Origin of the sequence: Corallococcus sp. AB018, assembly GCF_003986945.1 — a bacterium.
Taxonomy (GTDB): Bacteria; Myxococcota; Myxococcia; order Myxococcales; family Myxococcaceae; genus Corallococcus; species Corallococcus exiguus.
In genome coordinates this window covers 36,020-49,541 of sequence record NZ_RAWR01000044.1, presented here as the reverse complement: position 1 = coordinate 49,541, position 13,522 = coordinate 36,020, and the positions used below count along the sequence as shown (strand labels likewise).

10 protein-coding genes are annotated in these 13,522 nt (G+C 69.7%); 4 read left to right on the top strand and 6 right to left on the bottom strand.

The window, feature by feature from the left end; genetic code table 11:
* Positions 1–82: 82 nt before the first annotated feature.
* Positions 83–1,441 (bottom strand): RtcB family protein, encoded by a 1,359-nt coding sequence (locus D7Y11_RS12055; RefSeq protein WP_126933761.1) that lies wholly within the window; start codon positions 1,439–1,441, stop codon positions 83–85.
* Positions 1,442–1,676: 235 nt separating this feature from the next.
* Here D7Y11_RS12055 and D7Y11_RS12050 point away from each other — a divergent pair, with 235 nt between their 5' ends.
* Positions 1,677–1,958, top strand: coding sequence for a hypothetical protein (locus D7Y11_RS12050; protein WP_120575828.1), 282 nt, complete (start codon positions 1,677–1,679; stop codon positions 1,956–1,958).
* A gap of 79 nt (positions 1,959–2,037) precedes the next feature.
* Here D7Y11_RS12050 and D7Y11_RS12045 read toward each other — a convergent pair whose 3' ends face one another.
* Positions 2,038–2,388 carry a DUF2019 domain-containing protein gene (locus tag D7Y11_RS12045; RefSeq protein WP_120575827.1) on the bottom strand — a complete coding sequence of 117 codons (351 nt, stop codon included), beginning with the start codon at positions 2,386–2,388 and terminating at the stop codon, positions 2,038–2,040.
* 90 nt (positions 2,389–2,478) lie between these two features.
* Positions 2,479–3,870, bottom strand: coding sequence for a BTAD domain-containing putative transcriptional regulator (locus D7Y11_RS12040; protein WP_126933760.1), 1,392 nt, complete (start codon positions 3,868–3,870; stop codon positions 2,479–2,481).
* Positions 3,871–3,872: 2 nt separating this feature from the next.
* On the opposite strand from D7Y11_RS12040, the gene D7Y11_RS12035 reads away from it, so the two are divergent.
* Positions 3,873–4,199: a pilus assembly protein N-terminal domain-containing protein gene (locus tag D7Y11_RS12035; RefSeq protein ID WP_158620770.1), complete on the top strand. Its 327-nt coding sequence runs from the start codon at positions 3,873–3,875 to the stop codon at positions 4,197–4,199.
* Between the two features lie 22 nt (positions 4,200–4,221).
* On the opposite strand, the gene D7Y11_RS12030 is transcribed toward D7Y11_RS12035, so the two are convergent.
* Both D7Y11_RS12030 and D7Y11_RS12025 read right to left on the bottom strand, forming a co-directional pair.
* Complete coding sequence (locus tag D7Y11_RS12030; RefSeq protein WP_120575824.1) at positions 4,222–4,674, bottom strand: PaaI family thioesterase; 453 nt, start codon at positions 4,672–4,674, stop codon at positions 4,222–4,224.
* Positions 4,674–5,168, bottom strand: a complete 495-nt coding sequence (locus D7Y11_RS12025) for a PaaI family thioesterase (protein ID WP_233596765.1) — start codon at positions 5,166–5,168, stop codon at positions 4,674–4,676. Before D7Y11_RS12025 ends, D7Y11_RS12030 begins: the two co-directional genes overlap by 1 nt.
* 115 nt (positions 5,169–5,283) lie before the next feature.
* On the opposite strand from D7Y11_RS12025, the gene D7Y11_RS12020 reads away from it, so the two are divergent.
* Together D7Y11_RS12020 and D7Y11_RS12015 are read left to right on the top strand one after the other, a co-directional pair.
* Positions 5,284–8,727 (top strand): amidohydrolase family protein, encoded by a 3,444-nt coding sequence (locus D7Y11_RS12020; RefSeq protein ID WP_126933759.1) that lies wholly within the window; start codon positions 5,284–5,286, stop codon positions 8,725–8,727.
* A gap of 652 nt (positions 8,728–9,379) precedes the next feature.
* A complete protein-coding gene (locus D7Y11_RS12015; RefSeq protein WP_126933758.1) occupies positions 9,380–9,604 on the top strand; it encodes a hypothetical protein in 225 nt (74 codons plus the stop codon).
* Positions 9,605–9,608: 4 nt separating this feature from the next.
* Here D7Y11_RS12015 and D7Y11_RS12010 read toward each other — a convergent pair whose 3' ends face one another.
* The gene (locus D7Y11_RS12010; protein ID WP_126933757.1) at positions 9,609–13,001 is read right to left on the bottom strand and encodes a PAS domain-containing protein; all 3,393 of its coding nucleotides are present in this window, start codon (positions 12,999–13,001) and stop codon (positions 9,609–9,611) included.
* Positions 13,002–13,522 lie beyond the last annotated feature (521 nt).

The following is a 13,522-nucleotide window of genomic DNA, read 5'->3' as shown; positions in this document are numbered from 1 at the left end:
GGGCATGGGTGGGGCTCCAGGCGGAGGCCCAGTCTACCGCCGCCCGGCCTCCCCCACGAGTCCCCCTTCTCGGGATATCCCGTCAGTCCGCGCCCTTGATGCAGGCCACCGGCTTGAGGCGGTGGGCCACCCGGGCGAGTCCTGCCTGCTCCACCGTCTCCAGCACGTCGTCCAGGTTCTTGTAGCAGGGCCCGGACTCGTCCAGCGGCGTGGTGCGGGTGTTGAGCAGGATGCCGGCCTCCGCCATGCGCCGGTCCGTCTCCTCCTGCTGGAGCTGCCGGCGCGCGGCGGAGCGTGACAGCCGCCGGCCGGAGCCGTGGTTCACCGAGTAGATGGACTTCTCCGCCCCCGGCTCCGCGAAGAGGATGGCGCTGCCCGTCTCCATGGAGCCCGGGATGAGGATGGGGTGCCCGGTGGCCTCCCACGTCGTCCCCTTGAGGGCCGGATGTCCGGCAGGGAAGGCCCGCGTGGCGCCCTTGCGTGCGACGAACCTGCCGCCCTCGCGCTGGATGAGGTTGTGGCTGATCTCGTAGTAGATGTTCGCGGTGCCGCCGAACACGTCCTCGATCGCCCCGCACACGGCCTCGCCGATGAGCAACCGGTTGGCCACGGCGAAGTTGGCCGCCATGTTGTGCAGGTTCCAGTAGCTGCGGCCCAGGGCGCTGTCCGCGTCCAGCCAGACGAAGTCCTCGCTGCGGCTCTTGAGGCCCAGCTGCGCGGCGCCCGCCACGAAGAAGTGCTTGGCGATGTTCCAGCCGAAGCCCCGGCTGCCGGTGTGGAGCATCACCCAGACGCGGCCCGTCTCATCCACCTGCATCTCGGTGAAGTGGTTGCCGCCGCCCAGGCTGCCCAGCTGTCCGCGCTTGTCATAGGCGCGCTCGGGGATGGAAACGCCGGTGTCCTCCACGGGGATGAAGTCGCGCTCGGTGACGGAGCGGCTTCGGCCCAGGGCCTTGGCGCCGTGGCGCAGGACTTCCTTGAGGGTGGGCTCGCTGAGCTTGCGCTGCTTGCGTGCCCGGGTGGCGCCCACGCCCACGGCGATGCGGTCGGTCACCTCGTCGATCCACTGGCGGCGCTTCGCGGGGTCGGCGACGTCCTCCACGGTGAGGGAGGTCTGCAACTGCACCATGCCGCAGCCGATGTCGTAGCCGGCGGCGGTGGGCAGCAGGACGCCGTCCGTCTCCACGATGGTGCCGATGGGGACGCCGTAGCCCACGTGACAGTCGGGCGTGACGGCGACGCGGGTGACGCCGGGGAAGGTGGCGGCGTTGACGACCTGATCGAAGACGGCGTCTTCCAGCGGGGGGGCTTCCGGGTTGCCTTCCTCCCCCCAGAGGAGCTTGTCGGAGAGGAACAGATCCGCGTGCACGCGCATGGTCTTGGTGCGCGGCAGGACGTAGTGGCCCTCGGAGACCTTTTCCAGGTGTTGCTTCCAGCTCATGGTGAATCCCCCAGGTGGGTGAACCCGCGGCAGGGACGAAGCCCTCCATCATCCCTGACGGTGCCGGTTTCCGGACACACGATTGGCTGCCTGCCTGGCGTTCGCCGAGGGGAAATCCCCTGGGGTGGACGGAGGGAACGGCCGGGAGTGCACGGAGCGGCATTCAGACAAGCCCGGGGGTTGCGGCGGAGGATCGGCATTCCCATTTCTGCAGCGTGCATCAAGGGGGTGGGCGATGGGGTTTTTGACGGGGATGGTGCTGGCGGTGTCGTTGCAGGCGGGGCCGGTGGAGATGACCGCGGCTCCGGTGTTCAATCCGTCGCTGTGCGCCAAGAAGCGCGTGGATCCATGCGGGTGCCATCACGTGTACGGCATCCGGCACTGCCACCAGAACCGGAAGAGCAACCACTGCGAGGCGCAGGTCCGCGCCTACGAGCCGGACGTGGGGCAGGAGACCGCGGAAGCGACGAACCCGCTCCAGAGCCTCATCGACCCGGCGAAGTCCGTGTCCATGTAGGACGGTCCCTGAACGGGGTGGAGCATCCGGGCGTCCTTCCCTGAAGAGGGGAGGGCGCCACGGTGCGTTGTGGGGACGGCTATCCGGGGTCCAGGGACCAGGTGCCTTCCTTCCAGTGCTTCAATACGATCGAGGCTTCGAAGGGAACGAGGCCCTGGCCCTTGGCGGCTTCCTCCAGGACGGCCTTGGCTTCAGCCGTCCGGTAGCGGAGCAGGGTCGCAGCGGCCGTCACCCGTACGTCCATGCGCTCATGCTTGAACAACACGAGGAGCGCATCCCGTCCGGCATCACCGTGGGCCAGGAGTTGATCGATCGCCGCGTTGTACTTCCTGGCGTGCTTGTTTCCGGTCTTCGCGTCCCCTTTCCAGATGGCGTCGGTCTGGGCGGCGACGTGCTTCGCGACCTGTTCGACCAGTTCCTCCAGCGTCATCACCAGACTCCTTCGGGATGGTGAGTCGGAGCAACGGCTCAACCACGAAGGCGGGCTGGCTGCAAAGACCTTGTCACTCCTCACACCACCTCAATGCGCGGCGGCTGGCTCCCCGGGAAGCACCTCGGAACGGCTCACTTCAAGGTCGCTCTCCGAGCGGATGATGACCCAGCGTGCCTGTGGCGACACGCGCAGGGCCACCACGTTCGGCGCCAGGCGGCGCATCTCCGGCTTGTAGGGCATCACCGCGGACGGAGGCTTCGTTGGTGGGGCCCCGGGCGCGCGGTTCTTCAGCGCGAGGACCTTCACCGTGGGGCGCTCCGGTGCCGGAACAGGATTCACCGTGGACGGCGGCACGGCTGGCCGTGCCTTCTTGGGCACGCTCTTGCTCACCATCACCGGCGTGATGCACGGAGGCGTATTCCCTCCCGGCTGCTCGGCCCCCTCCGCCGGTGGATCCCCGAAGGCGAACATCGACACGATGACCTTCGGCAGCGTCACGGCCTCCGGCGCACCCGCCGCCACCTGCGCCATGGAACGGGACCTCGTCGTCGTCGCTGAATCCAGCGCGGGCGTCACGGTCGGCATGGCAGGACGCGGATGGGGCAGCACCGCCTGCCGTCCCGGTCCCTGCATCACGCTCGGTGTCCCATGGACGTTCACCGGCGTGACGGACGGCGCCACCGGGAGAGCCCTCGGTGCGTCCGGATTCTGCGCGTCGTTGCGCACGAAGGACGGCGGCACGCTGCGCATCCGTCCGGGCGGCGGCGTCGGCGGCAGCCGGTCGAAACGGTAGAGCTCCTCGTCCTCCAGTGCCGTCGGAGTCACCGCGCCCTGACCCATCCGCGCCAACTCCTGCTGCAACGCCGCGTCGCGCGGATCCAACTCCAGCGCGGCCTTCAGCGCACCCCTTGCGCGGGACTCGCAACCCAACGACAACAGCACCCGGGCGGCTTTACGGTACGCGGCAATCGCTTGCTCCTTCTGCCCCGCGCGGCGGCAGGCCTCCGCCAGCCGGACGCGCACATTCGCGTCGCGCGGGAGCATCTTCGCGAGCTGCGCGTACGTTTCCACGCACTGCGCATACCTCCCCCGCTGGTACAGCGCATGGGCGGCTTCCTTCAAATCCCGTAGCTTCATCGACTCGCGCTCGCTCATGGGGGTCTCCGCGTCGGTGTCGCTCCCGTGAGCTAGCAGGCGACGTGCCGCGCTCCCGTGACGTGCGCTCGCGTTCACTGCCGTGCCCCCACCGCGCCCCCAGGCTGGAAACCCTGTCCTCCACCCGGCGGACCCCAAGGCAATCCACCGTGTCCCCGTGCACGCTGTCCGCTGAAGGACCCGGCCTGAACCCTGTAGAAATGGGAACCACGCTGTAACAACGTCAGTGCGCGCATCGCGGGGGGCTCTCAGGAGACGTCGGATGCCAGCGCATGGGACATTGGGGCAGCTCCGGACTCCGCCGGAGTCACCCGGAGGTTGCATTCATGGCTTCACGCTTCGTGGCCCTGACGTTGGGAACCCTGCTGCTCAGCGCCCTGCCCGCGGGGGCGAAGGAGCCCGCTGCTCGCGCTGGGGACTCGAAGGAGCTTCCTCCCGCGGACGAGACGCTCACCCTGAAGAAGGGCGCGAAGCAGGTGCTGACGGTGCAGGGAATGAGCCGCGTGGCGCTGGGCGACCCGTCCGTCGCGGACGTGAAGACCACCGGGAAGGACGGCGTGGAGGTCTCCGCGCTGGCGAAGGGGACGACCACGCTCATCATCTGGGGCAGTGACGGCAAACGCCGCACGTACCGCATCGTGGTGGACGGCTAGCGCCCCCCGAAGCTCCGGAGCCTCACGGCTCCGACAGCAGGAACAGCGCGTGCGAGCTGGCGATGGGCCGCGTGCGGTCGTCCTGCCAGGCCTCCACGCGCACGTTGGCCACGCGGCGTCCCTGTCGCGTGATGAATGCTCGCGCGAAGGTGTCCTGCGCCTTGCCCGAGCGCAGGAAGTCCACCGTGGTGGAGATGACCTTGGGCACGCGCTCGGTGTCTGTCTTGAGCAGCAGCTCGAAGATGGCGCTCGATTCCAGCAGCGCCCCCAGCGTGCCGCCGTGCAGCGCGGGCAGGATGCTGTTGCCGATGAGGTGCGGCGCGTAGCGCATGCGGCAGAGCATCTCGCCGGCCAGGTTCTCCACGCCAATGCCCACGAAGCGCGTGTAGGGGATGGCGTCCGTGAGGCGGTGGTACTCGCGCGACTGGCGCACCTGTCGCACCAGGTCCGCGAGGGGAAGCGAAGGCGTGCTCATCAGCTCTCCACCCGCATGAAGGTGCCCTGCGACGAGGCCACCGGCGTCGCAGGGTCGCCCTGGTGCACCAGCGCGCGCACGAAGGCGACCATGCGGGTGACCTTGTAGCACTCGGCCTGCGCGGTCAGCGGCAGGCCCGGGCGCGCGGGGCGCAGGTAGTCGATTCGCAGGTCCAGCGTGACGATGGCCGCGAACGCGCCCAGCGCCGCCATCACCGCCGCGCCGCTCGCCGCGTCGATGAGCGTGGTCACCGCGCCGCCCGCCACCACCCCCGTCTCCGGGTTGCCGACGAGCACATCCGCGTAGGGCATCACCACCGTCGCGTCCGTGGGCCCCACCGCTTCCAGCCGCAGCCCGAGCGCATGGTTGTGGGGCACCGCCTCGGTGAACAGGACGGAGAGCGCCTCGCGCCGCTCCGCCGGGTCCGTGGAAAGACTGAAGTCCGACATGGGCTGGATGCAGTAGCAGATTCGGACCGCGCCGGGGGAACGCACCGCGGCACGCCGCGCCCAGGAACACGCCTGCCCGTCCGCGAGTTCACGGGCGCCCTGACAGCCCACGCATCCTGGCAGGATGCCGCGCCCCGCGTCTTCCCCGAGGACACTTCCGGTGAACCGACCTCTCTCCGCCCTCTGCTTCGCACTGCTCGTCCCAGGTCTGCTCCTGGCGGCGCAGCCCCTGCCCCGGCCCGCGAGTGCACCCGAGCCCGCACCTCCAGGGCAGGGTGAAGCGCCTCCGCGGGAACCGCCCAAGCCGCCCGCGCCCAAGGACACCGCGCGCGAAGCCGCCCGGGCGAGCGAGGGCGACGGCGGCACCCTGGCCCCCGTCGCCACGACGGAGCAGCCGGACGCGAAGAAGGAGGAGTGGAAGGTGGACGCGCCCCCGGGCGTGGCCAGCACGCAGGTGCCCATCGACGTGCGCGAGGGCACGTGGATGAACGTGGACGTGAGCCCGCGCGGAGACGAACTCCTCTTCGACCTGCTGGGAGACATCTACGCGCTGCCCATCGCGGGCGGCGAGGCCCGCGCGCTGACGTCCGGCGCCGCGTGGGACATGCAGCCGCGCTACAGCCCGGACGGGAAGTCCATCGCGTTCACCAGCGACCGGGGCGGCGGGGACAACATCTGGGTGATGGACCGCGACGGCAAGAACCCGCGCGCGGTGACGCAGGAGAAGTTCCGCCTGCTCAACAGCCCGGCGTGGAGTCCGGACGGCCAGTTCCTGGTGGCGCGCAAGCACTTCACCGGCCGACGCTCGCTGGGCGCGGGCGAGGTGTGGATGTTCCACCGCGCGGGCGGCGAAGGCGTGAAGCTCACCGAACGCGCCAACGACCAGAAGGACCTGGGCGAGCCCGTGTTCTCCCCGGACGGCCGCTACGTCTACTTCAGCCAGGACGTCACGCCGGGGAAGTCCTTCGAGTACGACAAGGATCCGAACAAGGAACTCTACGCCATCCAGCGGCTGGACCTGGACGCGAAGGAGGTGGAGCCCTTCGTCACCGGCCCGGGTGGCTCCATCCGGCCCACGCCGTCGCCGGACGGCAAGCAGCTGGCGTTCGTGCGGAGGGTGCGCGGCAAGAGCGTGCTGTACGTGACGGACGTGAAGTCCGGGGCGGAGCGGCCGCTGCATGACGGGCTCGACCGGGACATGCAGGAGACGTGGGCCATCCACGGCGTGTCTCCGGTGATGGCGTGGACGCCGGACAACAAGTCGCTGGTGTTCTGGGCGGGCGGGAAGCTGCACCGCATCGACGTGGCGACGAAGAAGGTGTCGCCCATCCCCTTCCACGTGAAGGGGACACGCACGGTGTTCGCGGCGGTGAAGGGCACGCGCGCCGTGGCGCCGGACCGCTTCGACGTGAAGATGCTGCGCTGGATGCAGGTGTCACCGGATGGCAAGAGGCTGGTGTACCAGGCGCTGGGCAAGCTTTACGTGAAGGAGCTGCCGTCGGGGACACCGCGGCGGCTGACGCGGCAGAACGAGCACCTGGAGTTCTATCCGTCGTTCTCGCGGGACGGGCGCTCCATCGTCTACACGACGTGGGACGACGATGCGCTGGGCGCGGTGCGCGTGGTGTCGGTGACGGGCGGCGAGGGCCGCGTGGTGACGACGCAGCCGGGCTTCTACGTGGAGCCCGCGATGAGCCCGGACGGTAGGTGGGTGGTGTACCGGACGACGGGCGACGGCTACCTGATGCCGGGCACGTGGAGCCGGGAGACGGGGCTGTTCGTGGTGCCGTCCACCGGTGGAGGCGTGGCGCGCAAGCTGACGCGGGACGGGGAGCAGCCGCACTTCGGCGCGAAGTCGGACCGCGTGTACTTCCTGCACGTGGAGTCCAAGGACGTGGAGGACGTGCGCACGCTGCGCAGCATCGGGCTGGACGGGGATGAGCCGCGCACGCACCTGACCAGCGGTGGCGCGCTGGAGATGCGCGTGTCTCCGGACGACAAGTGGGTGGCCTTCCGCGAGGACTTCAACGCCTACGTGACGCCCTTCGTGCGCGGCGCGAAGGAGGCGCGGGTGGGGCCGTCCACCAAGGCGATGCCGGTGACGCAGGTGAGCCGTGACGCGGGCGAATACCTGCACTGGTCCGGCTCGGACGCGCGGCTGTCCCTGCACTGGGCGCTGGGGTCCAAGCTCTACACGCGGGCGCTGAAGGACGCATTCACGTTCATGGACGGCGCGCCCAAGACGCTGCCGCCGCCGGAGGCGGACGGGGTGGACGTGGCGTTCTCCGCGAAGTCGGACGTGCCGGAGGGGATGCTGGCGCTGGTGGGCGGGCGGATCGTCACCATGAAGGGCGAGCAGGTGGTGGAGGAGGGCGTGGTGGTGGTGAAGGGCAACCGCATCGTGGCGCTGGGCCCGGTAGGGAAGGTGAACGTGCCCGCGGCGGCGAAGGTGGTGGACGTGAAGGGCAAGACGCTGATGCCGGGCCTGGTGGACGTGCACTGGCACGGGTCCATGGGCGTGGACGGGTTGATGCCGGAGCAGAGCTGGGTGCAGGCGGCGTCGGTGGCGTTCGGGGTGACGACGCTGCACGACCCGTCCAACCACTCGGAGACCATCTTCGCCGCGAGTGAGCTGGGCAAGGCGGGGATGCTGACGTCGCCGCGCATCTTCTCCACGGGCACCATCCTGTACGGGGCGGCGAGCGCGGACGCGCACGTCGAAATCGACACGCTGGACGACGCGCGCCGTCACCTGCGGCGGATGAAGGCGTTGGGGGCGTTCAGCGTGAAGAGCTACAACCAGCCCCGGCGCGACCAGCGGCAGAAGATCCTCCAGGCGGCGCGCGAGCTGGACATGCTGGTGGTGCCCGAGGGCGGATCGCTGCTCCAGCACAACCTGACCATGGTGGTGGATGGGCACACGGGGCTGGAGCATTCGCTGCCGGTGTCGCGCATCTACGACGACGTGCGCCAGCTCTGGAAGGGCACGCAGGTGGACTACACGCCGACGCTGGGCGTGGCCTACGGCGGGCTCATGGGGGAGAACTACTGGTACCAGAAGACGAACGTCTGGGAGGACACGCGCCTGTTGTCGTTCGTGCCCCGGCGCGTGGTGGACGGGCGCTCACGGCGCCGCGTGATGATTCCTGACGAGGAGTTCAACCACCAGAACGTGGCCCGCGCGGCGAAGGAGCTGAACGACCTGGGCGTGAGCGTGCAACTGGGCGCGCACGGTCAGCGTGAAGGCCTGGCGGCGCACTGGGAGCTGGCGATGTTCGTGCAGGGCGGCATGTCGCCGATGCAGGCCTTGCGCGCGGGCACGATCAACGGCGCGCGCCACCTGGGCATGGACAAGGACCTGGGCTCGCTGGAGGTGGGGAAGCTGGCGGACCTGGTGGTGTTGGACAAGAACCCCCTGGAGGACATCTCCAACAGCCGTACGGTGCGCTACACGATGGTGAACGGCCGGCTGTACGACGCGAACACGCTGAATGAAGTGGGCACGCGGCAGCGCACGCGCGCGAAGTTCTACTTCGAGAAGGACGGCAACGAGGGCTGGAGCCCCCGCGCCACCACGCACGCCACGGAGCAGGTCTGCGATTAGGACTCGTGCTGTTGTTTTGTGGAGCTGTCGCGGGCTGCGCAGGTGGCCCGCGACAGTTCCGGCAGTCCCTTGGCCCGGGGCCTGGACCGGGCTGCGTCAGCACGGTGGATTGCCAATGCAAGAACGGCTCGGCGGCGGCGTGCGAGCAGGTGGAGGTGATGAAGCCGCCCCGGCCCTGGAAGCCGAACCCGTTGCCTCCTCCTGGAGCGGATAAGGAACTGGAGAAGTCGGAGAAGGAAAAGGTCAGGGAGACCTGCACCCAGGACTACATTCGCTGTGTCGATGCAGGCGGGGAGCGCAAGCCAGGACGGGTGGAGGGAGAGAGCCGTTGTGACTCGTGTCGGTCCTATTGCATGGCCAACGGGTTCTGGCCTGACGCCGTTTACAGCTGGAACGGGAAGGCATTGGAATGCCCGCGATAATGAAGAAAGCGTTCCAGGATCCGCCCTTTAGGGCTCCGGCCTGGAGTGCCTTCATCGATGATGTGGCGGACGTGAGTGCCCTCGCGTCCAGGGACTGGCCTCGGTTCCGCGCGGGCCTCAAGCAGGTGGAGCGGCGACATGCGGGACGGGTTCCGTCAGCTTCGCTTCTCCGCTTCATCGCCAAGACCGCCTTCTTCTGTGCCGCTCATTGGGGGCAGACCCCGCGGGTCGTGCGAGGCGCCCTGCGCGCCTACCTGAAGCATCCGGTGGACACCCGGATGTACTCGTACACGGCCGCGGAGTACTGGCAGTGGGCGTTCAAGGTCTCTCCCGAGGACCTGCCCGCCGCGGAGGCCATGCTCGCGGAGGTCCGCGAGTACCTGCCGTCCCTGGACGACCACGAGCGCCGCAACACGGAAGGCCTGCTGGCCTTCCTGGAGCGCCAGCGCGGCTGACCTCTCAGCGGGCCGTCGCGGCCACCTGCGCCAGGGCCTGCTGTATCTGCGGCAGCGCGTAGGGCTTGGGCAGCACCACCACGCCCAGCCACTGCTGCGGATCCCCATCCAGCGCCGCGCGGCCATGGCCAGACGCGATGATGATGCGCATGGCGGGCTTGCGCAGCGCCACCTCGCGCGCCAGGTCCACGCCGGACATGCCCGGCAGCGTCACGTCCGTGAAGAGCACGTCGAACCGCTCCGCCGCCAGCGCCACCCGCGCCTCCTCCGCGCTCGCCACCGACATCACCGCGTGGCCCAGCAGCCCCAGCAACTCGCCGGCGGACGCGCGGATGTCCTCGTCGTCCTCCACCAGCAGGACGCGCATCCGTCGCGCGGCCTCCAGCGTCGCCGACGTTTCCCCGGGGCGCGGCACCTCCGGCCACTGGAGCTTCGGCGTCGCCATCCGTTGCTGCCGCTGGTCCAGCAGCGCCCGCACCTTGCGCGCCAGGTCCTCGCGCCGGTACGGCTTGGACAAGAGGCTCACGCCCGGGTCCAGCCGGCCGCCGTGCACGATGGCGTTCTCCGTGTAGCCGGACGTGAAGAGCACCTCGATGTCCGGCTGCAGCGACTTCGCCTGCCGCGCCAGCTCCGGACTGCGCACCGGCCCCGGCATCACCACGTCCGTGAAGAGCAGGTCCACCGCCACGCCGCTCTTCAGGATGGACAGCGCGCTCTGGCCGTCCACCGCGCGCAACACCCGGTAGCCCAGCTCCGTCAGCAGCTCCACCACCGTGGCGCGGACCTCCGCGTCGTCCTCCACCGCGAGGATGGTCTCCTTCCCGCCCTCCACGGGCCCCGTCACCACCTCCGTCACCGGAGCCTCCGGCTGGAAGGCGCGCGGCAGGTACACCTTCACCGTCGTGCCGTGACCCAGCTCGCTGTAGATCTTCACGTGCCCGCCGGACTGCTTCACGAAGCCGTACACCATGCTCAGCCCCAGGCCCGTGCCCCGGCCCTCCGGCTTCGTGGTGAAGAAGGGCTCGAACGCGCGCTCCATCACCTCCTGCGACATGCCCCCGCCCGTGTCCGACACCGCCAGCAGCACGTACGCCCCGGCCATCACCTCCGGGTGCGCCTGCGCGTAGTGGTCGTCCAGCGCCGCGTTGCTCAACTCCAGCGTCAGCTTCCCGGCGCCCCCCATCGCGTCGCGCGCGTTGATGGCCAGGTTGAGGATGACGTTCTCCAGTTGGTGCGGATCCGCCATCGTGTTCCACAGCCCGCCGCCGATGACCGTCTCCACCTCCACGTCCTCGCCCAGCGCGCGGCGCAACAGGTCGTCCATGCCCCGCACCAGCCGGCCCAGGCTCAACGAGCGAGGCTCCAGCGGCTGCCGCCGCGAGAACGCCAGCAACTGCCCGGACAGCCGGGCCCCGCGCTCCACCGCGCCCAGCGCTGACCGAACCCGATTCAAGCCCCGCTCGTTGCCCGCGACATCTCGCTGGAGCAGTTGCAGGTTGCCGCCCACCACCTGGAGCAGGTTGTTGAAGTCGTGCGCCACGCCGCCCGTGAGCTTCCCCACCGCCTCCATCTTCTGCGCCTGCCGCAGCTGCTCCTCCGTCTGCCGCTGCTCGGTGACGTCGCGCCCGCTGGCGTACAGCACGCCGTCCTCCGGCACCGGCACCGCCGTCCAGGAGATGCGCCGGTAACCGCCGTGCTTGCACCGGTAGGAGCTCTCGAAGTTCAGCGTGGGCTGACCTCCCTCCAGGCGGTGCACCTCGGAGCGCGTCCGCGAGTAGTCACCCGGGCGCTCCAGCCACTCCGACGTGCGGCCCAGCAGCTCCTCCTCCGTCCACCCCAGCATCTGCGTCCAGGCCGGGTTGACGCTGAGGAACTTCCCCTCCGACAGGCTCCCCACCACCAGCAGGTCCTGGGACACGTTCCACACGCGGTCCCGCTCCCGGGTGCGCTGCGCCACGCGCTGCTCCAGCGTCTCGTTGGCCCGCTTCAGGTCCGACAGCGCCTTGAGCCTGGACAGCGTCGCCCACACGCGGTCGGCGACGTTGCGTGACAGCTCGATCTCCTCCGCGGTCCACGTGCGCGGCTGCACGTCGTGCAGGAACAGCACCGCCACGAACCGGCCGTGCTCCAGCAGCGGGATGTTGAACAGTGCCCGGATGCCTACCTGCTCCAGCGTGGCCGCATGGGGCGCCGTGCGCGGGTCCTTCCGCACGTCCGGGATGGTCACCACCTCGCCCTTCAGGAGGTCTTCCAGGAACACGCCGTAGTCGTGGAAGCGGTGCACGCCCTCCACGCGGGCCACGTCCGGCGAGGCCACCCAGTTCGGGTGCATCAGCACCAGCGCGTGCGCCGCGTCCACCGTGCCGTAGCCCGCGCGCGGCACGTCCAGCATCCGCCCCACCACCTCCATGGCCAGCTTCGCGGCGGCGTCCGGGGACGAGGCCTCGCGCAGCCGGTCCGCCATCTCCAGCAGCGCCGTCTGCCGCAGCTCCGCCCGCTTGCGCGCGTCGATGTCCACCAGCACGCCGGGAAAGCGCAGCGGCGCGCCCTGCGCGGAAAGGTGGCAGTGGCCGCTGGCCTCCACCCACCGGTGCGCGCCGTCGGCGCGGAGCACGCGGTACTCGGAGCGGTACGCACCGCCCGTCTCCAGCACGCGGGCGATGAGCGCTTCCACCCGGGGCCGGTCCTCCGGGTGGATGGCGGCCACGAACTGGGAGATGGGCAGACCTTCGCGCGCCTGCACGGGGTCCAGTGAGAAGGAGTGCGCGAAGCGCTCGTCCGCGACGACGCGGTTGTCGGGCACGTCCCACACCCAGGTGCCAATCATTGCCTCGGCGTTCAGCGCCAATTGCACGCGCTCGTTCGCCTCGCGCAAGGCATCGTCGGCCTGGTGGCGCTCGGTGATGTCCTGGGTGATGCCCACCAACTGCACCGGCTTGCCGGCCGCGTCGTACACCAGCGACGCGCGCCGGTGGATCCACCGCACGGCCCCGGTGTCATGACGGCGGATGCGGTACTCCACCGACGGCGTGACCCGCCCCGAGGAGCGCGTGCGCGCGTTGGACACGTGGTGCCGGTCCTCCTCCAGCACGAGCGCCTCGATGACCGATGCGGGCAGCATGTCCGAGACCGGCACGCCGTACAGCCGGCAGAACTCCGGCGTCACCGTCAGCTGGTTGGTGGCGATGTCCAGCGTGAACACGCCAATGCCGCCCGCCTCCTGGGCCAGCCGCAGCTGTTCCTGCCTCACGCGCGCGTCGGCGTTCCCTCCAGGGGGCGCTGGGACGCCGGGGACCGTGCCAGCGCCGTCATCCAGGCCCGCGGCGCGCAGGCGGAATCGCAGACGTTCGACCTCGGCCCTCAGGGCCTGTTCCGTTTCGGAAAGGGGCACGATCATGAGCGGGGGACCGTGGGTCGGGGGGACGACCTCCGGCCGCGGCACTGTCGCCCGGGTCCTCCGGAGGGGGCAACGGAGAATTCCGAAGGAGGCATTCCTCCGGAACCGGAACACCTCCCCGGTGACGGCGTCCGCGCCCGGCTGTTCCAGGTGAACGCCCGAAGGCGCGTCGCCAGTCCCTCGTGCCGGCGCGCGAGCCCCTTTTTCCCGTCGCCTTGACGCAGGGCAGCCAGGGCGTCAGGTCGTCCTGAACCCTGGGGAATACAGCGCGCGGCGGCGTGTCCTGGGCCTCCAGAAGCGGGAAGACGTCACGGGTTACCCAGGGCAAATGCGAGCCATGGGACGTCCCGCGTTGCGGAGAGTCGTGAACACTCACATCACCCGCGGGTCGCAATGCTCACTTCCCGCCTTGACGCTGCCGGGAATTTCTTTAAAGAATGCACGCACGTCCTCTTCTTCTTGGAAGATGGCGTATGTACCGGGCCTCGCGTTCCCCAACCGCGGAACCGGTGCGTGACGTC

Bases quoted from the DNA above. Each gene is read 5' to 3' on its own strand.
- D7Y11_RS12035 (WP_158620770.1), top strand. From the start codon at position 3,873: ATGGCTTCACGCTTCGTGGCCCTGACGTTGGGAACCCTGCTGCTCAGC.
- D7Y11_RS12030 (WP_120575824.1), bottom strand. From the start codon at position 4,674: ATGAGCACGCCTTCGCTTCCCCTCGCGGACCTGGTGCGACAGGTGCGC.
- D7Y11_RS12045 (WP_120575827.1), bottom strand. From the start codon at position 2,388: ATGACGCTGGAGGAACTGGTCGAACAGGTCGCGAAGCACGTCGCCGCC.
- D7Y11_RS12040 (WP_126933760.1), bottom strand. From the start codon at position 3,870: ATGCAACCTCCGGGTGACTCCGGCGGAGTCCGGAGCTGCCCCAATGTC.
- D7Y11_RS12055 (WP_126933761.1), bottom strand. From the start codon at position 1,441: ATGAGCTGGAAGCAACACCTGGAAAAGGTCTCCGAGGGCCACTACGTC.
- D7Y11_RS12010 (WP_126933757.1), bottom strand. From the start codon at position 13,001: ATGATCGTGCCCCTTTCCGAAACGGAACAGGCCCTGAGGGCCGAGGTC.
- D7Y11_RS12050 (WP_120575828.1), top strand. From the start codon at position 1,677: ATGGGGTTTTTGACGGGGATGGTGCTGGCGGTGTCGTTGCAGGCGGGG.